Annotated in this window: 21 protein-coding genes and 1 pseudogene; 12 read left to right on the top strand and 10 right to left on the bottom strand. The window is 54.0% G+C overall.

What is annotated here, in order from left to right:
* Positions 1 to 37 precede the first annotated feature (37 nt).
* The 3 genes from gndA to M0644_RS12930 all read right to left on the bottom strand — a co-directional run bounded on the left by gndA (position 38) and on the right by M0644_RS12930 (position 3,017).
* Entirely contained in the window at positions 38 to 1,480 is a 1,443-nt protein-coding gene (gndA, locus tag M0644_RS12940; protein ID WP_286626015.1) for an NADP-dependent phosphogluconate dehydrogenase, read from the bottom strand.
* Between the two features lie 82 nt (positions 1,481 to 1,562).
* Positions 1,563 to 2,045: a DUF3828 domain-containing protein gene (locus M0644_RS12935; protein ID WP_286626014.1), complete on the bottom strand. Its 483-nt coding sequence runs from the start codon at positions 2,043 to 2,045 to the stop codon at positions 1,563 to 1,565.
* 3 nt (positions 2,046 to 2,048) lie between these two features.
* Complete coding sequence (locus M0644_RS12930; RefSeq protein WP_286626013.1) at positions 2,049 to 3,017, bottom strand: protochlorophyllide reductase; 969 nt, start codon at positions 3,015 to 3,017, stop codon at positions 2,049 to 2,051.
* A 172-nt stretch (positions 3,018 to 3,189) separates the two neighbouring features.
* On the opposite strand from M0644_RS12930, the gene lipA reads away from it, so the two are divergent.
* Positions 3,190 to 4,077, top strand: a complete 888-nt coding sequence (lipA, locus tag M0644_RS12925) for a lipoyl synthase (RefSeq protein WP_286626012.1) — start codon at positions 3,190 to 3,192, stop codon at positions 4,075 to 4,077.
* Between the two features lie 12 nt (positions 4,078 to 4,089).
* Here lipA and M0644_RS12920 read toward each other — a convergent pair whose 3' ends face one another.
* Positions 4,090 to 5,025 (bottom strand): hypothetical protein, encoded by a 936-nt coding sequence (locus tag M0644_RS12920; RefSeq protein ID WP_286626011.1) that lies wholly within the window; start codon positions 5,023 to 5,025, stop codon positions 4,090 to 4,092.
* Between the two features lie 312 nt (positions 5,026 to 5,337).
* On the opposite strand from M0644_RS12920, the gene M0644_RS12915 reads away from it, so the two are divergent.
* Complete coding sequence (locus M0644_RS12915; protein ID WP_286626010.1) at positions 5,338 to 7,155, top strand: iron uptake porin; 1,818 nt, start codon at positions 5,338 to 5,340, stop codon at positions 7,153 to 7,155.
* A 56-nt stretch (positions 7,156 to 7,211) separates the two neighbouring features.
* Here the strand turns inward: M0644_RS12915 and M0644_RS12910 are convergent, their stop codons facing one another.
* Together M0644_RS12910 and M0644_RS12905 are read right to left on the bottom strand one after the other, a co-directional pair.
* Positions 7,212 to 7,955, bottom strand: a complete 744-nt coding sequence (locus M0644_RS12910; RefSeq protein WP_286626009.1) for a hypothetical protein — start codon at positions 7,953 to 7,955, stop codon at positions 7,212 to 7,214.
* A 29-nt stretch (positions 7,956 to 7,984) separates the two neighbouring features.
* Positions 7,985 to 8,707 (bottom strand): hypothetical protein, encoded by a 723-nt coding sequence (locus tag M0644_RS12905; RefSeq protein ID WP_286626007.1) that lies wholly within the window; start codon positions 8,705 to 8,707, stop codon positions 7,985 to 7,987.
* A 268-nt stretch (positions 8,708 to 8,975) separates the two neighbouring features.
* Here M0644_RS12905 and M0644_RS12900 point away from each other — a divergent pair, with 268 nt between their 5' ends.
* The 6 genes from M0644_RS12900 to M0644_RS12875 all read left to right on the top strand — a co-directional run bounded on the left by M0644_RS12900 (position 8,976) and on the right by M0644_RS12875 (position 17,302).
* Positions 8,976 to 10,211 carry a response regulator gene (locus tag M0644_RS12900; protein ID WP_149821481.1) on the top strand — a complete coding sequence of 412 codons (1,236 nt, stop codon included), beginning with the start codon at positions 8,976 to 8,978 and terminating at the stop codon, positions 10,209 to 10,211.
* Positions 10,212 to 10,277: 66 nt separating this feature from the next.
* Positions 10,278 to 10,640: a PleD family two-component system response regulator gene (locus tag M0644_RS12895; RefSeq protein ID WP_149821479.1), complete on the top strand. Its 363-nt coding sequence runs from the start codon at positions 10,278 to 10,280 to the stop codon at positions 10,638 to 10,640.
* A 2-nt stretch (positions 10,641 to 10,642) separates the two neighbouring features.
* Positions 10,643 to 11,185 carry a chemotaxis protein CheW gene (locus tag M0644_RS12890; RefSeq protein ID WP_286626005.1) on the top strand — a complete coding sequence of 181 codons (543 nt, stop codon included), beginning with the start codon at positions 10,643 to 10,645 and terminating at the stop codon, positions 11,183 to 11,185.
* Positions 11,186 to 11,218: 33 nt separating this feature from the next.
* Entirely contained in the window at positions 11,219 to 14,032 is a 2,814-nt protein-coding gene (locus M0644_RS12885) for a methyl-accepting chemotaxis protein (protein WP_286626004.1), read from the top strand.
* A gap of 2 nt (positions 14,033 to 14,034) precedes the next feature.
* Positions 14,035 to 16,812, top strand: coding sequence for a hybrid sensor histidine kinase/response regulator (locus M0644_RS12880; protein ID WP_286626003.1), 2,778 nt, complete (start codon positions 14,035 to 14,037; stop codon positions 16,810 to 16,812).
* The gene (locus M0644_RS12875; RefSeq protein WP_149821472.1) at positions 16,805 to 17,302 is read left to right on the top strand and encodes a chemotaxis protein CheW; all 498 of its coding nucleotides are present in this window, start codon (positions 16,805 to 16,807) and stop codon (positions 17,300 to 17,302) included. Before M0644_RS12880 ends, M0644_RS12875 begins: the two co-directional genes overlap by 8 nt.
* A gap of 89 nt (positions 17,303 to 17,391) precedes the next feature.
* On the opposite strand, the pseudogene M0644_RS12870 reads toward M0644_RS12875, so the two are convergent.
* Positions 17,392 to 18,010 (bottom strand): annotated as a pseudogene (locus M0644_RS12870) (transposase).
* Positions 18,011 to 18,141: 131 nt separating this feature from the next.
* On the opposite strand from M0644_RS12870, the gene M0644_RS12865 reads away from it, so the two are divergent.
* Positions 18,142 to 18,429, top strand: a complete 288-nt coding sequence (locus tag M0644_RS12865) for an endonuclease domain-containing protein (RefSeq protein WP_286626002.1) — start codon at positions 18,142 to 18,144, stop codon at positions 18,427 to 18,429.
* Between the two features lie 244 nt (positions 18,430 to 18,673).
* Here M0644_RS12865 and M0644_RS12860 read toward each other — a convergent pair whose 3' ends face one another.
* On the bottom strand, positions 18,674 to 19,111 hold the full coding sequence (locus M0644_RS12860) for a single-stranded DNA-binding protein (RefSeq protein WP_149821863.1): 438 nt from the start codon (positions 19,109 to 19,111) through the stop codon (positions 18,674 to 18,676).
* 178 nt (positions 19,112 to 19,289) lie between these two features.
* On the opposite strand from M0644_RS12860, the gene M0644_RS12855 reads away from it, so the two are divergent.
* The 3 genes from M0644_RS12855 to M0644_RS12845 are packed head-to-tail and all read left to right on the top strand — an operon-like array spanning position 19,290 to position 21,691.
* Positions 19,290 to 20,588 (top strand): NAD(P)/FAD-dependent oxidoreductase, encoded by a 1,299-nt coding sequence (locus M0644_RS12855; protein WP_286626001.1) that lies wholly within the window; start codon positions 19,290 to 19,292, stop codon positions 20,586 to 20,588.
* A gap of 38 nt (positions 20,589 to 20,626) precedes the next feature.
* Positions 20,627 to 21,202, top strand: coding sequence for a DUF3365 domain-containing protein (locus M0644_RS12850; protein ID WP_286625999.1), 576 nt, complete (start codon positions 20,627 to 20,629; stop codon positions 21,200 to 21,202).
* Positions 21,203 to 21,214: 12 nt separating this feature from the next.
* Positions 21,215 to 21,691, top strand: coding sequence for a DUF3122 domain-containing protein (locus M0644_RS12845; protein WP_149821464.1), 477 nt, complete (start codon positions 21,215 to 21,217; stop codon positions 21,689 to 21,691).
* On the opposite strand, the gene M0644_RS12840 is transcribed toward M0644_RS12845, so the two are convergent.
* A complete protein-coding gene (locus M0644_RS12840) occupies positions 21,688 to 23,163 on the bottom strand; it encodes an anthranilate synthase component I (protein WP_399374397.1) in 1,476 nt (491 codons plus the stop codon). The genes M0644_RS12845 and M0644_RS12840 overlap by 4 nt on opposite strands.
* Complete coding sequence (locus M0644_RS12835; protein ID WP_286625998.1) at positions 23,061 to 23,963, bottom strand: energy-coupling factor transporter transmembrane protein EcfT; 903 nt, start codon at positions 23,961 to 23,963, stop codon at positions 23,061 to 23,063. Before M0644_RS12835 ends, M0644_RS12840 begins: the two co-directional genes overlap by 103 nt.
* Between the last annotated feature and the right edge of the window lies 1 nt (position 23,964).

Raw genomic sequence — 23,964 nt, 5'->3', positions numbered from 1 at the left:
CTTGGGGAACAACGCCTCCAACGCTACTGCCTACCTCTTAAACGGATGCTTTTCCTGCCTCCTGAATCGGTACCCACTCCGTATGGAAGGTTCCCGGTTTATCGATCCGCTCGTAGGTATGGGCACCAAAGAAATCCCGCTGTGCTTGGGTGAGATTTTGCGGCAGGCGATCGCGCCGATAGCTATCGAAGTACTCCAAGGACGCGCCAAAGGCGGGCACAGCAATCCCAGCACGGGTCGCCTCCACCAATACCTCCCGCCACGCCGCCTGTTTATCGAGGATGGTTTGCCGAAACTCCGGCGCCAGCAGCAAATTGGCCAGTTGGGGATTTTCGCTGTAGGCCTGCTTGATCTTATTCAGGAAGCCAGCGCGAATAATGCAGCCCCCCTTCCAGATGCGGGCAATTTCGCCAAGGTTTAGTTGATTATCAAAGAGTTCTTGGGAGCCTTTGGCAATCAGCGCCATCCCTTGGGCATAGGAGCAGATTTTCGAGCAGTAGAGGGCATCGCGGATTTTGCCGATGAATTCTTCAGTATTGCCGCTAAAGTGAGCCACAGGGCCGGGGAGGACTTGGGCAGCCGCCATCCGTTCGGCTTTGATGGAGGACATGATGCGGGCATTCACGGCAGCGGTAATCGTTGGAATGGCCACCCCCATTTCAAGGGCACTTTCCACCGTCCAGCGACCGGTTCCCTTTTGACCTGCCGCATCCACAATCACATCCACAAGGGGCAAATGGGTTTCTGGGTCAATATAGGTGAAAATCTGGCTAGTAATTTCAATCAAAAATGAGTTGAGTTCGGGGGTCTCATTCCAGCGTTTGAAGACCTCATGAAGTTGCTGGTGATTGAGGCCGAGGAGATTTTTCAGCAGGTCATAGGCTTCGGCAATGAGTTGCATATCGCCATACTCAATACCGTTGTGCACCATCTTGACAAAGTGCCCCGATCCCCCCGGCCCAATGTAGGTGACACAGGGGCCATCATCCACTTGGGCTGCAATTTTAGTGAGAATGGGTTCGAGGGCTTGGTAGGCCTCACGACTACCGCCGGGCATGAGACTTGGGCCATTGAGGGCACCTTCTTCACCACCGCTGACCCCCATACCAAAGAAGCAGAGTCCTGCTGCCTCCATTTCAGCAACGCGGCGTTCGGTATCCGTGTAGAGGGAGTTGCCACCATCAATGAGGATGTCTCCCGGTTCAAGGAGTGGCTTGAGTTGCTGGATCAGGTCATCCACGGGTTTGCCGGCTTTGACCATCGCCAAAATGCGGCGGGGACGCGACAGGGAAGCAACAAACTCCTCAAGACTATAGGTGGCCTTGAAGCGACGGCCGGTGGCTCGTTCGGCCATGAAAGCTTCAGTGCGGGCGGGGGTGCGATTATAAACCGCCACGGAGAATCCATTTCGCTCCACATTGAGGGCAAGGTTTTCCCCCATGACAGCGAGGCCAATGACGCCAAAATCTTGCTGTGACATACATCCGTCCTGCAATGGCAAGGATCACTTCCACCATAGCGGCAAGCTCAGCCAGAGGAATGGAAGAAGACGTTAAGGTTCGCTAGCGATTGATGTCCCGCAGCAGACAGCGCAGGTTATCCCACGTGTTCAAGTAGATCAGGTTATCAATTTGCCAGCGATCGCTCCCTTGGCGAAGGAGTACTTTAATCGGCACAGGCGTTCCCGATCGCCCCCGCAGACCTGCCATAACCTCAATATCCACTTCCGCCACTTGGGGATGATTGGGCGATCGCCGGACATTGCGCACTTGCACCCCTTGAGTACTCACTTGGGTAAAGGAAAAGGGATCAAAGTCTAGCCAAACGCCATCCCGTGGCTGTCTGCGAAAGGCTTGCATCAACTGCTGGTATAGATCGGGTGTAAACACTGCTCGCTGCTGACTAAGCCGTTGGCGGCCTTGATCTTGGTTTCGCACCCACCACTGATAAAACTGGCTCACCACTGTTTCTGGTGCTGGGCGAGCGATCGCCCCCGTTTCGATGACAAGGGCAAGACTAACGCCGAGGGGCAACCACCGCTGCATCAGTTAGGCCAAACCGACGAGTTTTTCACTTAACTCCCAAAGACGGCGGGCTTTTTGCTCATCACTACCCTCTGCCGAGAGTTCTTGGACAAAGGCTTTGCGGCCCTCTTTTTGGCGGTTACCCCAGCTCCAGTGCACCCCCGACTGGCGAAACTCTGGATCGGCCACCACCATTGCGACGCGCTCACCCGCTAGTTCTTGACTGACATAGCCCCCAGTGATGTTTTTCTGGAAGAGGGGGAAGAGCTTCTGGAAGAGGGGAAAGTGGTGGCGAAACAGGGGGGTATCCGCCACACAGCCCGGATACAAGGAGCTAAAGACAATCCCCGTCGAATCGTGGAAGCGGCGATGCAGTTCCCGTGCTGTCAGCATATTGCAGAGCTTGCTGTCTTTATAGGCCTTGCCCGACTTGAAGGGCTTGCCGTTAATCATGGCAATGGGTTTCTTGAAGCCCTTTTCAAAGCCTTCGAGGTTGCCCAAATCGGGGGGAGCAGGAATGGGAATTTTACCGCCGAATTCTTTGCGGTTGGCCGTCACCGTGCCGAGAATCACCAAGCGCTTATCGCTTTCGGGAGACTTCTTCAAATCATCGAGGAGGAGGTTGGCCAAAAGAAAGTGCCCCAAATGATTGGTGGCCACACTGATTTCATAGCCATCCACACTGTAGATTGGTTCCTTGAGCAGGGGATAATAGACAGCGGCATTGCAGACAAGGGCACGCAAGGGGCGATTCAATGCCCGAAATGACTCCACAAAGCCGCGCACACTGGCCAACGAGGACAAGTCCAAATGCAAAATCGTGTAGGCCTGCGGCGGAATCTGCAAGTCTTTGGCGGCTTGCTCTGCTTTTTCAAGATTGCGGCAGGCCATAACAACGTGCCAGCCCCGATTGGCTAAGGCTTTGGTGGCATACAATCCGACTCCAGAGGATGCACCCGTAATAATGACCGTTGGGCGTGGCTGATCACTCATAGGTTCTGTGGCATACCTGCGGTAACGTCGCTATTGATCCTGCCATAGAAGCGATCGCCCCCTAGGCGCACCCCCAGCGATCATTTACAGTTACTTAATAAATAGACTCGATAGTTAATCAAGTTTTGTATCTAGCTCGCCTCTCCCCTATTTTCAGGATTAGCCCGACTCTATGACCATCTCCCAACCCCTGCCGCCGTGGCTGCGCAAACCCCTTGGCAAAGCCAGTGAACTCTCCACCGTTCAACGCCTCGTGCGCCACTATGGCATCCACACCATCTGTGAAGAGGGGCGCTGTCCCAATCGCGGTGAATGCTATGCCCAAAAAACCGCCACTTTTTTACTCTTGGGTGCCACCTGTACCCGTGCCTGCGCCTTTTGCCAAGTCGAGAAAGGCCACGCTCCTGCTGCGGTTGATCCAGAGGAACCAGCAAAAATTGCGGTTGCTGTAGCTACCTTGGGATTGCGCTATGTGGTTTTAACCTCTGTGGCTCGCGATGACTTACCTGATCAAGGGGCGGGTCAATTTGTGGTCACCATGCAGGCGATTCGCCAACGTTGCCCCGGCACGGAAATTGAAGTCCTCACCCCCGACTTTCGTATGGATCGGGGACGCTTGAGCCAACGGGACTGCATTGCCCAAATTGTGGCGGCACAGCCTGCCTGCTACAACCACAACCTTGAAACTGTGCGCCGCCTACAGGGGCCTGTGCGCCGCGGAGCCACCTATGAGAGTTCCCTGCGGGTCTTGGCCACGGTTAAGGAACTGAATCCCCACCTTCCCACCAAGTCGGGCTTGATGTTGGGCTTGGGAGAAACCAAGGCAGAGGTGATTCAAACTCTAAAAGATTTGCGAGCCGTGGGGTGCGATCGCCTGACCTTGGGGCAATACCTGCCCCCCTCGTTGAGTCATTTGCCTGTGGTCAAGTATTGGACACCTGAAGAATTTAACACCTTGGGCAAGATTGCCCGCGAACTCGGCTTTTCCCACGTGCGATCGGGGCCTCTTGTACGTAGCTCCTACCATGCCGCAGATGCCGCGCCAACCCAAGAAGCGTGATGGGTACTTCATTCACTCAGGAAAGTATTTGCCCCTTGTGGTGACCATTACCGCACCGCGATCGCGAATCAACGCCTTGGCTGCCCGCTCAACGCGATAGCCAAAAAACAGAGGGCGAATTTCCTCAGTCGCTTCCACTTGAGCGACCAGATTCAAAAACCGCTCCACCTCAGATTCGGTGATATTGCTTTTGACTTCCCCCAGCACTAGAATCGGCTCTCCATGAACTTGACCCCGGATGACCAAGTCAAACTCATAACTGCCGTTGCGTAGGGGTAGGGTATCCCGCTCACAAAATTCGATTTCTATGCCCCAGCGATATTCCAGAATCTCTGGCACCACCTCAAGGGCGAGGTCTTCCAGCGACCCACCCAGGGCTTCACTGAGGCCGCCCACTTGGCGTGCAAGTTGTTTGACGGCTCGTTCGGTGTGCTTTTGCGCTTCCGCCAGTTCTGCAACAGCAACAGCTAGCTGATCCACTCGTTCTTCAGTGCGTTTTTGAGCTTGGGCAAGTTCTTCAACTCGTTCTTCAGTGCGTTTTTGGGCTTGGGCAAGTTCTTCAACCCGTTCTTCAGTGCGTTTTTGGGCTTGGGCGAGTTCTTCAACCCGTTCCTCAGTGCGTTTTTGGGCTTGGGCGAGTTCTTCAACTCGTTCTTCAGTGCGTTTTTGAGCTTGGGCGAGTTCTTCAACTCGTTCTTCAGTGCGTTTTTGAGCTTGGGCGAGTTCTTCAACCCGTTCCTCAGTGCGTTTTTGGGCTTGGGCAAGTTCTTCAACTTGCTCCTCAGTGCGTTTTTGGGCTTGAGCTAATTCGCCTACGATGGACTTCAGCTCATTGAAGTCTCTTGCTTTCACCAAATCGTTGTAGGCTTCATGGATGACTTCTGCAAGCAGATGCGCTTGTTCGGGAGGAAACGCCGCCCGCAGCTTTTCTTCAAGGACAGAGGTCATTGCATCTATGAAATCTTGGCTGTACTTTCTATTGTACCGACCGGACAGGGCTTCTCTAGTTGCCGCGACCTCTATCAGGAAGGCTCCTTGGGCACACTCCTACCATGATGGCGAGACAGATGAAATTTCAGTGTCAACAAATCACAACAACCTATTTGACAAATCCAAGGGAAAGCACTTAGAATCTATCAGAACTTGCATAATCAGCTTGCAACACATTTAAGCCATATTGTGTAAGCTAAGTACTAGGGGACAGCAGAATGAATTGATCGCTCTGCCGGACCCAGACGCTCGTGAGTGAGGAGTAACATCGTGAAAAAGACGTACCTGTTAGCAGGTAGCTTAAGCCTACTGGGTGTGGTTGCAGGGGCTAACATTGCTACCGCCAATGAACCCGCCAACTTCGAAAACCTAATTGCTGCTGAACCACAAAATCTCCAAGTTTCTGAAGCACTTGCTCCCAACACCATTGCAGACGCTTCTAGCACCATTACCTCTGTTAATCAGCTTCTGGCCAACGAAGAATCCATGGGGCAGGTGACCTCTGTCTCGCAACTGTCTGACGTGCGTCCCACCGACTGGGCCTACCAAGCCCTCGCCTCCTTGGTTGAAAAGTATGGCTGTATCGCGGGTTATCCCGATGGCACCTTCCGGGGCAACCGTGCCGCCACCCGTTATGAAATGGCAGCAGCATTGAACGCCTGCCTCGATGTGATTAGCGATCGCTTTGCCACCAAAGAAGACCTCGCTACGCTTCAGAGACTCATGGATGAGTTCGCTGCTGAACTCGCCACCCTGCGCGGTCGCGTGGACAACCTCGAAGCCCGCACCGCTGCCCTTGAAGCCACTCAGTTCTCGACAACGACCAAGCTCACGGGTACGGCGGTGATGTCGGTGCAGTACGGTGGTCGCCAAAGTAGTAGTAGCCTTTTCCGCTCCGTGCGTCCTGGTCCCGATCCTGCTACCCCAGGTAACAATATTCCTCTTGGCGGCGGTAACTTTATTTCACTTGCCTCCGGACGTCCAAATCCGACGGTTATTTCTGCCGTTCTGCTGAACCTGAATACCAGCTTTACCGGCACTGATTTGCTGCAAACCACGCTGTCTACGGGCAATGGCGGTCGCGATGCCATTAGCACCTATGGTCTGGGTTTGCAAACAAATTCGACCCTCGGACCTGGCAATACATTTAATAATGCAGCGGGGCCGCTGCCCTACTTTAGCCCCAGCCAGTACTACTGGTCGAACTTTGGTCCGAATGTGGAGCTATACCGCTTAGCCTATACGTTTAAGCCCACCCAAGATATCACCATTACTGCAGGGACACGGTTCTATCCGAGCGACATCATTGACACCAATAGCTGGGCGAACTCTCCTGCTAGTGACTTTGGCACTTACTTCTTCCTCAACAACCCCTTCATTGTGCCCTACGCCATGAACTACCTAGGGGGTGCAGGGGTTGCTATCCAGTGGAACCCCAATGAAGGTCCTTTTACTGTGCGGGCATTGTATCTTGCGGCAGAGCCAGGACGAGCTAATTCTGGCATTGCCCCTCCAAGTCCGGGGGGTGGGTTTGCGGGTGATCCCTACCAAGCTTCCTTGGAGTTGGAGTATGCCAACACCTTTGGCAATGGTCGCAACAGTTATGTGGTGAAGCTGCAGGGTACCTACTCCAAAACCTATGGCATTGAGGCGCAAGCGGGGGGCATCAACTTTGAGCTTAATCTGGGTCGCTTGGGCATCTTTGGCCGTGCAGGGGTAGCAGGGATTCCCAATGGCTACTTCCCCAATGTTTCGCCCCTACCGTTTTCTATTTTTGGTGCCCCTGCCGCTGGTATGATGGCCTATAACTTTATGGCGGGTATTGGCTACAAGGACTTGCTGGTGCCAGGTTCAGTACTGGCGGCAGCGGCGGGTGCGCCGTTTATCAACAGTGCACCTAGTTTTGGTCCCATTAACAATGCCAATCAGGTCAACATTGAGGCCTTTTACAAATTCCCCATCAGTGACAACATCAGCATCACGCCTATCTTCACAGCGATTATCAACCCCAACAATACTAATGGTGGTGGGGTTATTTCTGGTCAGCCGATTCTGCAAGGCGTGATTCGGACTACGTTCACGTTCTAGAGCGGGTGAATTTGCCCTCACCCTAGATCCCTCTCCCCTGTGGAGGGGGATTTTTTTTACGGGAAGTATTTACCACGTGTGGTGACCATCACTGCGTCGCGATCGCGAATCAACGCTTTAGCTGCCCGCTCAACGCGATAGCCAAAAAAGAGGGGACGAATCTCCTCAGGCGCTTCCACCTGAGCGACAAGATTCAAAAATCGCTCCACCTCTGATTCGGTGATGTTACTTTTCACTTCCCCGAGTACCAAGATTGGTCGCCCTGCCACCTCACCCCGAATCACTAAATCAAATTCATACTCCCCATTGCCCAGGGGGAGGGTGTCGCGGTCACAGAACTCAATTTCCATGCCCCAGCGATATTCCAGAATCTCGGGCACCACCTCAAGGGCGAGGTCTTCCAGCGACCCACCCAGGGCTTCACTGAGGCCGCCGACTTGGCGTGCAAGTTGTTTCACTGCTCTCTCGGTGCGCTCTTGGGCTGCCGCCAGTTGATCTACTCGTTCTTCGGTGCGCTTTTGTGCTTCAGCGAGTTCTGCAACAGTGACAGTCAGTTGATCCACCCGTTCTTCGGTGCGCTTCTGGGCTTCGGCCAGTTCTGCAACAGTGACAGTCAGTTGATCGACCCGTTCTTCCGTCCGCTTCTGGGCTTGCGCCAGATCCGCGACAATCGCCTTTAGTTCGTTAAAGTCTTTGGCCTTCACCAAGTCGTCATAGGCCTCACGGATCACTTCCGCCAGTAGGTGCGCCTGTTCTGGCGAGAACGCTGTCCGTAGTTTTTCTTCGAGTGCAGAGGTCATTGCTAGTGCTGATTAGCCATATTCCCATTCTAGGGAAAGTACTTGCCGCGTGTGGTGACCATTACCGCGTCGCGATTGCGAATCAACGCTTTAGCTGCACGCTCAACGCGATAGCCAAAAAAGAGGGGGCGAATCTCCTCGGGCGCTTCCACCTGAGCGACAAGATTCAAAAATCGCTCCACCTCTGATTCGGTGATGTTGCTTTTCACTTCCCCGAGGACCAATACTGGTCGCCCTGCCACCTGACCCCGAATCACTAAATCAAATTCATACTCCCCATTGCGCAGGGGGAGGGTGTCGCGGTCACAGAACTCAATTTCCATGCCCCAGCGATATTCCAGAATCTCTGGCACCACCTCAAGGGCGAGGTCTTCCAGCGACCCACCCAAGGCTTCACTAAGGCCGCCGACTTGGCGTGCGAGTTGTTTGACCGCTCTCTCGGTGCGCTCTTGGGCTGCCGCCAGTTGATCCACTCGTTCCTCTGTTCGTTTCTGAGCTGCCGCCAGTTCTTCTACCCGTTCTTCCGTCCGCTTCTGCGCTTGAGCGAGTTCTGCAACAGTGAGAGTCAGTTGATCCACCCGTTCTTCCGTGCGCTTCTGGGCTTGCGCCAGATCCGCGACAATCGCCTTTAGTTCGTTAAAGTCTTTGGCCTTCACCAAGTCGTCATAGGCCTCACGGATCACTTCCGCCAGTAGGTGCGCTTGTTCTGGTGAGAATGCCGTCCGTAGCTTTTCTTCAAGTGCAGAGGTCATAGATAATTATGGTTCAGAGAGGAGAGGCATCATTATTTTTGAGACAACGGGTCTGCTTTACTATCCTTTGTAAAAGTCATTAACTTTTCTGAAGTTTTCTTTCATCTTTTCCCCAACACTGCTTAATATAATCAACACATCGGTATTCTTAAGCACACCTCTTACTTAAGGATAGCTCCATATCTCAATTGGTTTTATTGTCAAATATCGCTGGTTGCTGCCGGAGTAGGACGAAACTTCGGTGGGGGTAGCAGCTCGGAGGCTAAATATGATGACATCAGATCGCGGTTTTAGTGGCGGGGGAACACCACAGTTTACAGAAACGCTTCAGCCAGAACGATTACTCCAGCAACTCAGCACTTCAGGAGGCACAGGTTGCTTCAGGGTGAGCGTTCAAGGGCAGCAGTGGTTTCTCTACTTTGATCAGGGAAGTATTGTCTATGCTACCCACACGATTGAACCGGGCGATCGCTTTGAGCGCCATTTGCGGCAACTCAGCCAAAGTGTTCCTGCCCTCGATCGCGAGTTACGTGCCCAAGTCCGACAGCAATGGGAACAGGCCAACACCCCCACCCCGATCTATGAATATGAGAGTCTGCGCTGGTTGCTTACTCAAGACATCATTACCCCAGAGCACTTCAGCCGCCTAGTCGAGGGGCTAATCGTTGAAGTCCTAGAGTCGTTTTTATATCTCAAGAGCGGTCACCATCAACTTGTGCCCTATGTTGAAGTGCCAATTGTCAGCCGCTTTGACGCCACCCGACTGATTCAGCAGTGCAAATCCCGAATTCAGCAGTGGCTCAGCCTTGGCCACAAAATTGTCTCGCCTTTTCAGCGCCCCTACTTCTTTAGTGGTGCGCAAGTCAATTTAACCCCAGAGCAGCAGCAACGCTTGGGGTCGATGTTGCGGGGGTTTAGCTTCCGCCACTTGGCCGTGCTCATGAACCAAAATGAAATTGCCTTGGTGCGTAGCCTCTTACCCTTGATTGATAAAGGAGCCGTAGTCGTTCGTGAGCCGCAACACCCCTTTGATTTGCTGCCCAGTTTTGATGCCAGTTTGTGGCAGGAAACCACGCCTACCGTTACAGAGGAGAGTGGCGATTTGGGCAGTGGCTTTTTTACCTCAAAAGTGCCAAACCGTACCTATCGGATCATCTGCATTGACGATAGTCCGACCATGCTCAATGAAATTAAGCGGTTTTTGGCGGATGATGCCTTTGAAGTCATTGCCCTCAATGATTCTGTAAAAGCCCTGATGGAGGTGATGCGCCTCAATCCAGATCTGATCCTGCTGGACGTGGGGATGCCCAACATTGATGGTTATAAGTTTTGTAAAGTCATTCGCAACCATGAACGCTTTAAGTCAGTGCCGATCATTATGGTGACGGGTAACACGGGTCTCATTGACCGCGCTAAAGCCCGCCTCGTGGGAGCGACGGACTATATGACCAAGCCCTTTACTCAGGCGGAACTTCTCAAAATGGTGTTTCAGTACTTGACGTAGTACAGGCAACCTGTGGGCAGTATATTGACAGTAATCGATTATTTGAATTGACATTTGGGAGATGACATGACGACGGTTTTAGTGGTGGAAGATACCCCCTCGGAAATGGCACTGATTACCTCGTTTCTTAAGGACTCTGGCTATACCGTCATTGCGGCCACCGATGCCAAGGAGGCTCTAGAAAAAGTCACGCAGTACAAGCCCGATGTGGTGGTGACGGATGTGGTGATGCCAGGGATGAGCGGCTTTGAACTCTGCCGCAGTCTCAAGAAAAATCCGGAAACAGAAAAGCTCCCCATTGTTGTCTGCACGTCGAAAAACCAAGAGCTAGACCGCCTTTGGGCAATGAAGCAGGGGGCAGATGCCTATGTCACGAAGCCCTTCAGCCGTGAGGATCTACTGCGGGCACTGAAGTCGGTGGTGGTGTAGCGATGCTTGGGGCAGCACCTTGGTTGAATCATGGTGAAGGGCGGGGCGATTACCCAAAGAGTACGCTACGCGATCGCCCCCAAGGGGCGCCCTATTTGCGTTTGGTTATCCACGACCAATTCACGGCATTGCTGCCGATGACTGAGATTCAGCAGGTGTTGGTGATCCCACCGCAACAGCTCACGGTGATTCCCAATATGGCCGCAGTGGTGATGGGACTGCTGAACTTTCGTAACCGCATTGTTTGGGTACTGGATTTAGCCCACTTGCTCAACTTGGAGCCACTGGATGCGGATATTTCGGTGTTGACGATCGCGTTGCTGCACACCCCCAAGGGATACCTAGGATTGGCGCTCAAGGAGGTACGGGGGATCGTCCGTCTTCCCGAGGGAGCCATTCAATCGCCTGTGGGTACAGTGAGCGCGGCGCTGGTTCCCTACCTCAAAGGCTGTTGTCGCTTAGGAGAGGAGTTGTTCTTTATCCTTGATGGGGCAGCGATCGCCGAAAGGTCTTGCTCAAGTGTTCTTGCTGTTGATGTCGGATAGCACTGCTGTTAATGCTGTTAGGATGTGCCAACAATGACCACTGCCAAACCCTCCCTTGATATTCCTCCTTTGCCACCGTCGGTATTGAACTACCAACTCCCTCCCCTAGAGGAGAAAAAAGCCACAACCAACGGCAAATCCCCTGAGCAACCTGCATCCCCACCCCCCCCACCCCGCAAATTTTGGGGCTTACGTCCGAAACTGATTACCAGTGCCGTTGCCCTTGCAACACTGCCGATGATTGGTGTGGGCTTGGCGGCAAATGAAGTGGCGCGTCAACAACTGATGGAGCAGGTCTTGCAGCTCCAGCAGCAGGAAGCCAGTAGCGCTGCGCTCCAATTTGATAACTATCTGCGCGATCGCCGAGGGGATGCGCGCGTCTTGGCTTCGGTTTTGAATAATCGTTATAGCAGTGAAATTCAGCAGCGCGATCGCGCCCAACTGCAAGCCGTTCTCGATCAGTTCCTTGATGCTTACGTGGCCTACGACAGCGCCGCGATCATTGCCAACAATGGCCAAGGAACGGTTATTGCTCAATCCTCAGCGGGAAATCGTCTCGCCAACAATATTCTCCAAAATCAAGAGTACTTTAAGCTCGCGATCCAAACGCGGGGCGCGGTTTTAACCGTTGAGCCAACGCTGTCACTGCCAGAACGCCCCTTGGGGATGTTTTTAGCGGTACCGCTGATTAATCCTCAAAACCAGCAAATTATAGCGGTGCTGCGGTTGCGGGTACCCAAAAGCAGTATTCAGCAATTTCTGAAAACCTATGATCGCACTCAGCAGCAGAGTTTTTACCTCGTAGAGCCGGGGGGAACGATCTTTGCTGCCTCTATTCCAGCATTGCAGGGTAAACCCCTAGAGGAAGTCTTTCCCAAACTGGCTCAGTCTAGGGACAATACCTCAGCAAGTACGCTGACAGAACGGCGCCGCTCTGATGGCGAGTCCCAAATTCTCAGCTACACCACTGTTTCCCAACCCTTTGCCTCCATTGTCCTCGGCACCGACCAAGACTATGCCCTTAAACCCCTACGAAACCTGACATGGACACTCCTTTCGGGGGTGGTGGTGACGGCAATTGTGGCGGGGGCGATCGCCATCTACCTCAGCGATCGCGGGATTCAACCCCTGCTGCGAGCCACCAAGGCGGTGACGAAAATTGGTGAAGGGGATCTCCAAACCCGTCTGCCGGTGGAGGGGGATGATGAACTGGCAACCCTCAGCCGCACGATTAACCAGATGGCAGAACAGTTGGAACAATCCCTGATAGAAGCTCGACTGGCTGCCCAACGCGCCCAACAGTTACGTGATAGTGTCTTTCGTTTGACCCAGCAGAGCGATCGCCAGCAAATTCTCGATAATCTGGTCAATGAGGGGCGCCATCTTTTGGGGTGCGATCGCGTGATCTTCTATGAATTTGACGAGAACTATGTCGGCAAAGTCGTTGCCGAGTCTGTAGCCGTCGGCTGGCCCCAAGCCCTCGAACAGGTGATTGACGATCCCTGCTTCCGTCAAAATTGGGTTGATGCCTACACCAAAGGGCGCGTGCAAGCCACAGCAGACATTCTCAATGCTGGTCTGACGGAGTGCCACCTCAAACAACTTGCTCCCCTGAAGGTGCGAGCCAACTTAGTCGTTCCCGTGTTGGTGGAGAAAAAACTGGTCGCGCTTTTAATTGCCCACCAGTGCAGTGAGCCGCGTCAGTGGCAGCAGCCCGAAATTGATGCTTTCCTCCAGTTGGCCAACCAAGCCGGACTGGTGCTTGAGCGCAGCAAATTCCTTGAGCAGACCACCGCTGCCCAAAAAGAAGCAGAACGCCTTGCCCAAGAGCAACAGCAGCGTACGGAACGCATTCAAATGCAGTTGATTAACCTGCTCACCGAAGTCGAGGCGGCCTCCCAAGGGGATCTGACGGTACGGGCCGACATCACCGCCGATGAAATTGGTACCGTTGCCGACATCTTCAACTCCCTCATTGAGAGTCTGCGGGACGTGGTTGTCCAAGTGAAAGCCACCACAGAAAAAGTGAACACCGCCCTCTTGGCGGATGAGACAGCCATGACAGAGTTAGCAGAAGAATCGCTGCGGCAAGCCAAGAAGGTGAAGCGGATGCTGGAAGCGGTTGAGGCGATGTCCACCTCCATTGAATCCGTGGCCAACAGCGCCAACGAAGCGGCAGAAGTGGCTCGCAAAGCTTCAGAGCGAGCCGTGACCGGTGGTGAAACCATGGATGCCACCGTTGATAGCATTCTCCACCTGCGGGAAACCGTGGCCGAAACCGCCAAAAAGGTGAAACGCTTGGGCGAATCCTCGCAACAGATTTCCAAGGTGATTTCGCTGATTAACCAGATTGCCCTACAAACCAACCTCTTGGCCATCAATGCCAGTATTGAGGCTGCCCGTGCCGGTGAAGAAGGCCGCGGCTTTGCTGTGGTTGCCGAAGAGGTGGGTGAACTAGCGGCGCGATCGGCAGCGGCCACCCGCGAAATTGAGCAAATCGTAGAAACGATTCAGATGGAAACCCACGAGGTGGTGAGTGCCATGGAAACGGGTACGGCTCAGGTGGTTGAAGGCACCCGCCTTGTGGAGGTGGCCAAGCAAAATCTCCAAGAAATTGTGCAGGTGTCACAGCACATTGACGAACTGGTGCAGTCCATTTCCCAAGCTACTGTCTCCCAAGCCCGTACCTCCAACACCGTCAATACCCTCATGAAAGACTTTGCCAAGGTCTCTGAGGGGATGTCTGCTACGTCCAAGCAGATTTCTGAGTCTTTGCAAGCCACCGTGGACATTGCTCAGGAACTCCAAAACTCCGTCAACATCTTTAAGGTGACTGCTGAGGGATAACCATGCCCGAACCCGGCGTTGAGGAAACGATTCGTCTCCAGTTCCTCGAGGAGGCTCAGGACTACCTGCAAACCATTGAAGCAGGGATACTGGAACTCTCCCACCAGCCGGGGGTGATTGATGCTGTACTGCGGGCAGCTCACTCCATTAAAGGGGGGGCAGCGATGATGGGCTTTATGTCCCTCAGTGAACTGGCGCATCGCCTTGAGGATTTCTTCAAGGTCTTGAAATCGCGCCCCTGCGACGATGTTGAAGTGCAACACCTCCTGCTCAAAGCAGTGGATCAACTGCAAGCAGTCATTACCCTCCATCGCCAAGGGGTTGAACCCAATGAGGGCTGGTGGCGCACCCAAGTCGAGCCAATTTTGGATGAGTTGCAGGGACGGCTGGGAGATCCCACGGCGGAGGATGATCTGGCGCTCCTCAGTGGTGATGATGGCCAGCAGATGCGGGTGGTGCTCTTTGAAACCGAGGTGGAAGCCTGCCTACAACGCTTGGAAACTGTTCTGCAAACCTCCGGCCAACCCTGCCTCAAGGAGGAGCTGGCGATCGCCGCCCAAGAACTGGAAGGCCTCGGACAAATGCTCGAACTGCCTCAATTTGCTGAGTTTTGTGCCTCCGTCAGTGCCTATCTGGAGCAACCCAACTGTGATGTCAGCGAAGCGGGTGCCCACATTGTGCAGCAATGGCGCCGCTGTCAAGCCCTCGTGATTACTGGTCAACTGGAGGCTCTGCCCACCCGCTTGGAAATCCCGGAAACCGATGACGCGGATCAAACCATTATTGATTTATCGCTGGCCAACCTCAATCAAGAATTAGGGGTCGAGGACTTTGCCAGTGCTGAAGTGGGGGCCTTCTCCTTGGGTGATTTATTGTCCCCCCCACCCACCCCTACAGCAGCCCCTTCCCCTGCGCCAGAGGCTGAGACCACCCCAGTAACTCCCCAGCCCCAAGAACCCAAGGAAATGACCGTGCGGGTGCCGGGGCATCAGTTGGATCAACTGAGTGATCTGATGGGGGAATTGCTCATTGAGTGTAATGGTCTGGATTTACAACGGGAGCGCCTCCATGATCTGCTAGTGGGTCTCAAGCAAAAAGTGCGTGCCCTTGAGCGTGCCAACTTTCGTCTGCGCGCAGAGTATGACCGTGTCAGTGCCCCCCATCACTTTAATCCCCAAAATCAGCATGGCTTCGATGTTCTCGAGTTCGATCGCTATACCGATGTGCATCTGCTCTCCCAAGAGGTGATGGAAACCATTGTCCAAGTACAGGAAATCACCAGCGATTTGGAATTGAGCCTAGAGGACACTGAACGCACTGGCCGTGATCTCAACCGCACCGCCAAGCAACTTCAAGCTCGGTTTACCCAAGTGCGGATGCGCCCCTTTGCGGATCTGGCCAACCGCTATCCTCGCCTAATCCGCGAATTGAGTCGCGAGCATGGTAAAAATGTCAACTTAGAGATTGAGGGCAGCCACGTTCTCATTGACCGCATGGTGTTGAGTGTGTTGGCGGATCCCCTCTTGCACCTTGTCCGCAATGCCTTTGATCACGGAATAGAACCCGCAGAGGAACGCCAAGCCCTTGGTAAGCCCGCAGCGGGAACCATTACCCTAAAGGCGGCCTATCGCGGCAACCAAACCGTCATTACTGTGGCGGATGATGGCCGAGGCCTAAATCCAGAGAAAATTCGGCAAACGGCACGGCGATTGGGCTTAGCCCGGGACTGGTTGGAAACCGCGAGCGATCGCGACCTTTGGCAACTGATTTTTGAGCCGGGCTTTTCAACGGCCTCACAGGTGACCAGCCTCTCCGGGCGTGGTGTTGGCATGGATGTAGTGCGCACCAATCTGCGGCAAATTCGTGGGGACATCCAGATCCACAGTACCCCCGGCCAAGGCACACGATTTATAATTACAATTCCCTACACCCTCTCAGTGGTACGGGTGCTCTTGGTGGAGGCCGCTGGCATGCTCTTGGCGGTACCCACCGAAGAAATCGAGGAAATGGTGCTGGCCGATCGCTACCCGCCCATCGAAACCCTTGGCTCAACCCTAATTGACTGGGAAGGCTATCTCATTCCTTTAATTGACCTCACCCAGATTTTCCACTTTCAGCGCCCCTATCGTCCTGTGGAAATGGAGGGCGCACCCACAATTAACGAGCCAACCCTGATGATTATCAGTCAAGGGGACAGTGCCCTTGCCCTGCGGGTCGATCGCTATTGGAGCGAGCAGGAAGTCACCATTCGCCAAGTCGAAGGCGAATTAGCCCTCCCCCAAGGCTTTAGTGGCTGCACAATTTTAGGGAATGGCCGCATTGTCCCCCTACTCGATCCCCTTGCCCTCTTTGATTGGTCAGAACAAGAGAGTTCTCATGCCCCTGTGGCTAGCCCCGTTGCCCCTAGCCAAGACACCGTCCTTGTGGTTGATGATTCAGTGAACGTGCGGCGTTTTCTCGTCAGTACCCTTGAAAAAGCCGGCTATCGGGTTGAGCAGGCCAAAGATGGTCAGGAAGCCATTGATAAACTCCAAGGGGGGCTACACGTCAACGCTGTTATCTGCGACATTGAAATGCCCCGCCTCGATGGATTTGGCGTCCTCACTCAAATTCGCCGCATTCCCCAGTGCCAAAACACCCCCGTCATGATGCTGACCTCCCGCACGGGTCAAAAACATCGCCAGCTTGCAGAACGCCTAGGGGCAGCCGCCTACTTTAGCAAACCCTTCCGCGAAAGTGACCTCTTGGCCACCCTTGATCAGTTGATCCGCCATGCTTAAAAGCCGCCGTCGCCGCCAAAGCCAACCCGTTGTTTTAGAGCAGTTCCTGACCTTTATCGTGCGTCAAGAGCAGTTTGCCGTGCCCATGGCACAGGCCTATCGGGTCATTCCTTTACCTCCCATTCATGGCGACCCCCACCAGCGGGGGATTGGCCTTGTCACCTATGAGAATCACGAAATTCTAGTCATTGATATTGGCTGCTGTCTCTTTGATGATCCCCTCTCAACCTCAGAAACCCAGAAGCTGAAATTTTTGCTCATTCTCCAGCCTCGCTTAGAAGGGGAATGGCTTGGCCTGCCCCTCACAGAACCCCCCGTGATTGAGCGCATTCCACGGGATGCCATTCATCCCATTCCCAGCAACTATCTCCACTGGGGGAGTATTCACAGCGTCAGTTCCCTCATGGTCAGTAGTCAAGAAGATCAGGAGCTACCCCCGATCTTTATCGTTGATATTGAGCAGGTTCTGCACACCCTAAAAACGCGATAACCTGCCTGCATTTCTAGATGGAGGCGCACCAGCCATGAGTACGCTGTATGAAACCGACTTTTATAGCTATTCCAATAGAGAATGAGATATCATCTAGCACAATACTTGCGAATCACCTCATCCATAGAACAGTTTAACCCTGCATACATCCGCGCTCGCTTCAGCGCACTGAAGTCGTGCTCAATCACATTCAAATCAAGAGAGTATTTCGGTAAAAATAACACCTCGTGACCCGCCGCTTTCACCACTGCCTGAATCGCCCCTTTCGGATGAATCGGTGCATTATCCATCGTCAACAACGACGGTCTCTTTAACGTCGGCAAACAGTATTGACTCAGCCAACTCACAAACCCTAACGCATTCAAATATCCTGAAAACAACATTGGGGCTATGAAGTCTTTCTGGTGTCTATACCATCCTGCGACTCAACTCTCTCTTTTCTGACGCTTCCCCGCTCGCTCTCCATCAATTCGTTGGCCTCGCGCTGACCACCCATACTCAGACTCCACTCGATCGCTGGGCACGGTCGATTAAACGGTCATCGGGATGGGCAGCAACATCCGCTGCTAAGGCCGCTCAATCCAGCTTCCAAGGACGACGGGGGACAACCGTGGGGGCTAAGTCGCCTCGCTTCAGCCAGCGATGGATGGTGGCGCGGCTCACCTGAAAAATTTGAGTCGCTTCACTGATTTTGCCACCTTGCTTGATATAGGAGACAACCCGCTCTCGTCAGTCCAAGCTATAGCTCATATTCTTGAGTAACATTCATGACGCTTTGAGTATAGCCTATCCCTCTTGAAAATATCTCATCTCCTTTCGAAATGGCTATACGAAAAAGAATGACGCGATCGGAGGTGATTCTCTGGCAGCATCTCAAGGGCAAGCAGATGAATAGCTATGATTTCGATCGCCAACGTCCTATCGATGAATACGTTGTTGACTTCTACTGCAAAAAGCTGAAGCTAGCGATCGAAGTTGATGGCTCATCCCACGATAGCGAAGAAGCTCAAGAGCAAGACCGCTACCGTCAGCAAAGGCTTGAAGCCTTAGGGGTTCGATTCTTGCGGTTTCGAGATGAAGAGGTGCGCCACAATGTTGAGGCAGTCCTTGAGGCGATCGCAACCTAGATTAAGGACAACGCTCCCAAAACTCCCCCTCTAGGGAGGGATTAGGGGTGGGTCTGAGTTGGGCTGACTACGGACAGGGATGCGAAGGGAATCCTTGCCCTGTAAATTTCTGCGTGAATCTCATTTGTGACCTCTGCCCATCAGACTAAGAAGCCTCCCATGGCTCTCTAGTTCTCCTCATCCCAAACTGACGTGGGTGAGATGATGTGTTCGTGCTAAACGCTAGCCGAATCAGCGTCAATCCCTAGAAGGGCACCTCATCTAGGTTAATATCTTCGGGTTCGGGGGGTGGGGGCGCCACTTTCGGTGTCATAGGTGCCGTGGCTGCGGGTGTGGCCATTGGGGTTGCTGCGGGCTGGGCGGGATGATCCACAATGTTGCCGTCAACGGTGTAGAAGCGGCTCACTACCAACTCGGCACGTTTTTCTTTGAAACCTTCGGGGCGGTCAATGGTGTCCATTTTTAGCCGGCCTTCGAGGATCAGGCGATCGCCCACTTTGCATTCTGCCTGCATTTTTTGCCCCAAATTGCCCCAAGCCACTGTTCGCAAACTCATGGGTGGCTCTTCACTGCGCAGGCTAGCAAACTGCACCACCATTGTGGCCACCGCCATCTGATTTTCTTGGGTGTAGCGCAGTTCTGGCGCTTGAATCACTTCTGCAAAGAGGACGCAACTGTTCATCCGATCGGCTTCCAACAGGTCGTGTTCTTTCCAGTATAGTCCCAACGGCTGCCGCGACAAGGCCACAGGATCAATACAGCGCGACTCTGGGGTTCTCCCTAGCACAGACGGCTGTAGCCAATTGTATCTTCTTATACTATCATATAGTTAATTAGATAAATTTACAGAGGATACGGTTATGGCACGGGTGGTTGTCCTTGGGGCAGGCATCGGCGGGTTGTCCACAGCCTACGAATTAAGGCACCGTTTGGGCGATCGCCATCAAGTGGTCTTGGTCTCCGATGTGAATCGCTTTACATTTATTCCGGGACTAGTGGCAGTTGCCCTTGGACACCATTCCCTCGAACGCCTGCAAGTGCCCCTAGGGATCGTGAGCCGTCGCCATGGGTTGCAATGGGTGCAAGGCAAAGTTCAGCAGATTGACCCTAAAGCTAAGAAAGTCTATTTGCCTGAGCAAACCCTTGACTACGACTATTTAGTGATTGCCACAGGGGCAGAACTCGCCCTCGATTTGATTCCCGGCCTTGGCGTTCACAGTTATTCCGTGTGTACCCCCGCCCACGCAGTTGCCGCCCATCGAGCATGGCAAGCATTCCTCAAAGACCCCAAGGATTTAGTTGTGGGTGCGGCGCCGGGAGCCAGTTGCTTTGGGCCTGCCTATGAATTTCTGTTTTTGGCGGAGTATGCCCTGCGGCGTCATCGGTTGCGCGATCGCGTCAAGATTACATTCATTACTCCTGAACCCTACATTGGCCATCTGGGGATTGGCGGCTTGGCTAACAGTGATCAACTCACCCTAGACCTGATTGCACAGCGGGGCATTGAAACCATCACGAATGCCGAGATCACGGCCATTGAGCCGCATCGGATTTTGTTGCGGGATGGACGGGTAATCCCCTTTGGCTACAGCATGATTTTGCCACCTTTTCGCGGGCCAGCCTTTGTGCGTGCCTCGGGTCTTGGCAATGAAAAGGGATTTTTGCCCCTGCTGCCCACCCTTCAGCACCCCGACTATCCTGAAATCTATGGGGTCGGTATTAGTGTTCACCTGCCGCCGATAGAAGTCACCCCTGTGCCTATGGGCTTGCCCAAGACGGGTCAAATGACCGAGGAGATGGCGATCGCCGTCAGCCACAATATTGCTGTTGCCCTTGGGGAATTAGCCGCTGACCCTGTGGTGCCGACACTGGATGCCCTCTGTTTTGCCGACTTTGGTGACACGGGTATTGCCTATATTGCCGCTCCTGTGATTCCTGAGACCCTCGGGCAGAAGCGCCGCTTGGCCTACGCTATTCAAGGATTGTGGGTGAGTTGGGTCAAGGCTGTCTTTGAGCGCTACTTCCTGCTGAAAATGCGATGGGGGCTAAGTGTTCCTTGGTTTGAACAGTGGGGACTGCGGCTCTTCTTTGGCCTTTCCCTTGTGCGTCCCCTTCACCCCCCCCTAGTTTCCAAGCAGCAACCGTTCGCAAAAGTTTGATATGCAACCGTTAACAACACTGACAAGGAGTAATTTTTATGGCGCGCCTCTTTCTCATGGGTCTGTTGATGGTTTGTCTATGGCTCAACAGTTCCTCAGCCACATTGGCCAATGTGAATCCCGATGAACTGGGGAAAGCCGTAACCGCCATTGAACAGTTGGATCAAATGCGCATTGGCCTTGCCTCTACTTTAGAAGGAAGTCCCACGGAACCCACCCTTGACACCTTTAAGACTGTTTGTGCCCCCGTAGGCAAGAAAGCGAAGGAAATTGCTGCTGCCAATGGCTGGCAACTGCGTCAGGTAGCCCTCAAGTACCGCAACCCCAACCATGCCCCGCGCACAGCGCTGGAAGTGCAAGCCCTCAATCGCTTTGATAACAATCGTCAACTCCAAGCCTTTTGGCAAACGGATGCTGCAGGGGTGCACTACTTCCGTCGCATTGATGTCCAAGCCAGTTGCCTTGCCTGTCATGGGGCGAAAAATCGGCGGCCTGCCTTTATTCAAGAAAAATATCCCAGCGATCGCGCCTATGGTTTCCGTGTTGGTGATCTGCGGGGCATGTACGCTGTGACGATTCCGCAAATTCAACAGGCACTCCAAACCTCACCCTAGGGAGGAACTTCAATGAAACGTTGGCAGCGTTTGTTACTTGTGATCCTGCTCGTCATTCCCCTGTGGCTAGCGGTGTCCCCCAGTAGCCCTGCCATGATGCGCACCATTGAAGAGGCTCCCAATCAAGTGGTGGTGCAGTCGCGGCATCAGTTGCGCGATAATCGTGGCTTCACGTGGCAGGTGATTCTCTTTTCCCGTCGTGACCAGTTGCAATTACGCTTGGTGGGGTTTCCCGAGCAGTACCACTTTCGCCATCCCGATCCCTTGGTGCTGATCACATCGAGCGGTCAAACCCTCACAGCCGTAGATGACTTTCCCAAGGCAGACTCCGTTGCCAATGTGGGACAGTTTGACCTGTTGCCCCTCGCCTCGCAATTGCCCAAGAGTGAACCTTTGGTACTGCGTCCGCCCCTAGAGGAGCAGGGGATTGAGATTGCTGTGCCTGCGGCTGTGGTAATTGAATGGCACGCTCTGATGGAGGGAGCCTAGGAACGGGGGCTGATGGGCATAGGTGTTCCGAGGGCAAGGAGCAGGGCTTGGGCTTTGCTCAGGGATTCTTGCCATTCCCGCTGTGGATCACTGTCGGCCACAATACCGGCGCCCACCTGTCCCCAGGTCGTCTGGCGATCGCCTGCCACCAATAAGGTACGGATGAGGATATTCAAGTCCAAATGCCCCCGCTGATCCCAGTAGCCACAGGAACCGTAGAACAAATTGCGGGGAAAGGGTTCCAAATCGGCCAAAATCGCCATGCAGCGCACCTTGGGACAGCCAGTAATCGTGCCGCCGGGAAAGAGGGCACGGATCACATCCACAGGAGACAGCCCCGGCTGCAACGTGCCGCGAACATTGCTCACCAAGTGAATCACATGGCTGTAGTACTCCAGCGTTAGGAGTTCATCCACCACCACACTGCCCCACTGGCACACTCGCCCCAAGTCATTGCGCTCTAAATCCACGAGCATCATGTGTTCTGCCTGTTCTTTGGTATTCCTAAGGAGTTCCTCGGCCTGGGCGCGATCGCCCGCTGGGGTTTGGCCGCGCGGACGGGTACCAGCAATGGGTCGGGTTTGCACCCTATCTCCCTGCACTTGCACCAAGCGTTCCGGTGAGCAACTGACAATGTAGCCCCAAGGGGTCTGCCAAAAACTGGCAAAGGGAGACGGGTTAATCTGCTGCAGCCGCAGGTATTGTTGCCAAGGATCAACGCGCCCGTAATGGCAAAAGCGGGCCGACAGATTGGCTTGAAAAATATCGCCAGCGCGAATATGGCGGAGAATCTGCTGCACCGCTGCTTGGTAGGTATCGGGTTGCCAGCCAGCGGCTAGTTCAATGCTGCCGGGGCGATCGGGCACCCAGAGAGATGGCTCAGGGGGTGTTTCCGCAAGCGCTTCTTGCAGCGCTGCCAGTTGGCTAGGGGTCGAAGCCGCCAAGTAGAGCAGATCTTCCTGATGATCCAAGACGGCGAAGGCTTGGGGTTCATACCAAAAGGCCACTGGAAAAGGGAGAGGATCAGGCTTCAGAGGCGGCAGGGCTTCAATTTCCCACGCCAACTCATACCCCAGCCATCCCAACCAGCCACCAGTAAAGGGCAGATGGCGCACCGCTTCAGGAACCGCTTCACATTGGGGAAAGCTTTGTAGCGTCGGCAGGACTTGACCCAAGGAGAGTGGCCACTGGCGATCGCCGCGGGGGGAACCCGCACAAATGGAGTAGCGCGCTTGGGAGGTGGGGGCTTGGGCTGGACTTTCGAGGAGGACGGCAATCGGCTCCGCCAAAAATAACTGCTGAAAAACGGCGCGAGCCGTGCGACGCCGCAGCGGCAAACAGCACCATAGCCACGGCTGACAGGGGAACATCAATGGTGTGTCACCCCCAACCAACCCAAACGAACCAACCAAAATAACCCCATGCCCCCCAGAGCCAACCAATCTCGCCGCTGCAGTCGCAGATGGTGCCAGGGATTATCGTAGGTTCCCGGTTCTTGAAAGCCCCGCACCTGCATCGCACAGGCCACCTGTTCTGCCCGCAGGAGTAAATTGTCCAACAGCCGTACTGCTAAGGTGAGCCACAACTTGATGCTGCCCTTAATGCCCACCAGTCGCCAATTGATGGCACGCGTCCGCACTGAGCGGCTCAGGTTTTGCACCTCTTCTAAGACCAAGGGAATAAACCGCAGCGACAGCGTCAAGGTCAGGGCAATTTCGGCCACCGGCAGCTTAAAGCGTTTCAGGGGCTGCATCAGATTTTCCAAGCCAGCGGTGACTTCCTCAGGGGCAGTGGTGAGCAAAAACAGATGCGTACTGTAAAGGAGCGTAAACAGGAGGGTACTCAGGCGTAACCCCAAATCCAGCGATCGCTGGGAGACTTGCAGATGAATGGGAAACTGACCCACTTGGGTATGAAACTGCCACAGGATATAACTGTAACTCGTGGGCGGAACTGTCGCTGCCAAAGGGCGGCGGGGTTGATAGGTGACCGCCATCCCATCCGGCATCAAAGCCGTGATGACTAGAATTAAACTCCCCACCAAGAGGAGCCACAGCAGTTGCCGCCGCCACACCCGTGCGGGAATTCCCCCTAGGAGGGTCAGGAAAATTAAACTAACCACTAGCCCCAACCGCCAAGTGACATCCGCCAAAATAGGTGCCAACAGAAACGTCATCAACCATGCCAGCTTGACCCGTGGATCAAGGCGATGCAGCCAAGTCACAGGTTGTTCAAGGTATAGCCCCAAAGGGAGCGATCGCAGGAGATCCATG

The organism is Thermosynechococcus sp. B1 (assembly GCF_030322985.1).
Lineage (GTDB): Bacteria > Cyanobacteriota > Cyanobacteriia > Thermosynechococcales > Thermosynechococcaceae > Thermosynechococcus.
The sequence above is the reverse complement of the archived record's forward strand: the minus strand, read 5'-3'. Positions and strand labels throughout refer to the sequence as shown.

What these genes read in the sequence shown, in the direction of transcription:
- M0644_RS12930 (WP_286626013.1), bottom strand. Translation starts at nt 3,017, where the DNA reads ATGAGTGATCAGCCACGCCCAACGGTCATTATTACGGGTGCATCCTCT.
- M0644_RS12855 (WP_286626001.1), top strand. Translation starts at nt 19,290, where the DNA reads ATGGCACGGGTGGTTGTCCTTGGGGCAGGCATCGGCGGGTTGTCCACA.
- M0644_RS12920 (WP_286626011.1), bottom strand. Translation starts at nt 5,025, where the DNA reads ATGACCTCTGTCCTTGAAGAAAAGCTGCGGGCGGCGTTTCCTCCCGAA.
- M0644_RS12935 (WP_286626014.1), bottom strand. Translation starts at nt 2,045, where the DNA reads ATGCAGCGGTGGTTGCCCCTCGGCGTTAGTCTTGCCCTTGTCATCGAA.
- lipA (WP_286626012.1), top strand. Translation starts at nt 3,190, where the DNA reads ATGACCATCTCCCAACCCCTGCCGCCGTGGCTGCGCAAACCCCTTGGC.
- M0644_RS12835 (WP_286625998.1), bottom strand. Translation starts at nt 23,963, where the DNA reads ATGGATCTCCTGCGATCGCTCCCTTTGGGGCTATACCTTGAACAACCT.
- M0644_RS12865 (WP_286626002.1), top strand. Translation starts at nt 18,142, where the DNA reads ATGACGCGATCGGAGGTGATTCTCTGGCAGCATCTCAAGGGCAAGCAG.
- M0644_RS12885 (WP_286626004.1), top strand. Translation starts at nt 11,219, where the DNA reads ATGACCACTGCCAAACCCTCCCTTGATATTCCTCCTTTGCCACCGTCG.
- M0644_RS12900 (WP_149821481.1), top strand. Translation starts at nt 8,976, where the DNA reads ATGATGACATCAGATCGCGGTTTTAGTGGCGGGGGAACACCACAGTTT.
- M0644_RS12860 (WP_149821863.1), bottom strand. Translation starts at nt 19,111, where the DNA reads ATGAACAGTTGCGTCCTCTTTGCAGAAGTGATTCAAGCGCCAGAACTG.
- M0644_RS12895 (WP_149821479.1), top strand. Translation starts at nt 10,278, where the DNA reads ATGACGACGGTTTTAGTGGTGGAAGATACCCCCTCGGAAATGGCACTG.
- M0644_RS12890 (WP_286626005.1), top strand. Translation starts at nt 10,643, where the DNA reads ATGCTTGGGGCAGCACCTTGGTTGAATCATGGTGAAGGGCGGGGCGAT.
- M0644_RS12845 (WP_149821464.1), top strand. Translation starts at nt 21,215, where the DNA reads ATGAAACGTTGGCAGCGTTTGTTACTTGTGATCCTGCTCGTCATTCCC.
- M0644_RS12910 (WP_286626009.1), bottom strand. Translation starts at nt 7,955, where the DNA reads ATGACCTCTGCACTCGAAGAAAAACTACGGACAGCGTTCTCGCCAGAA.
- M0644_RS12850 (WP_286625999.1), top strand. Translation starts at nt 20,627, where the DNA reads ATGGCGCGCCTCTTTCTCATGGGTCTGTTGATGGTTTGTCTATGGCTC.
- gndA (WP_286626015.1), bottom strand. Translation starts at nt 1,480, where the DNA reads ATGTCACAGCAAGATTTTGGCGTCATTGGCCTCGCTGTCATGGGGGAA.
- M0644_RS12875 (WP_149821472.1), top strand. Translation starts at nt 16,805, where the DNA reads ATGCTTAAAAGCCGCCGTCGCCGCCAAAGCCAACCCGTTGTTTTAGAG.
- M0644_RS12880 (WP_286626003.1), top strand. Translation starts at nt 14,035, where the DNA reads ATGCCCGAACCCGGCGTTGAGGAAACGATTCGTCTCCAGTTCCTCGAG.
- M0644_RS12905 (WP_286626007.1), bottom strand. Translation starts at nt 8,707, where the DNA reads ATGACCTCTGCACTTGAAGAAAAGCTACGGACGGCATTCTCACCAGAA.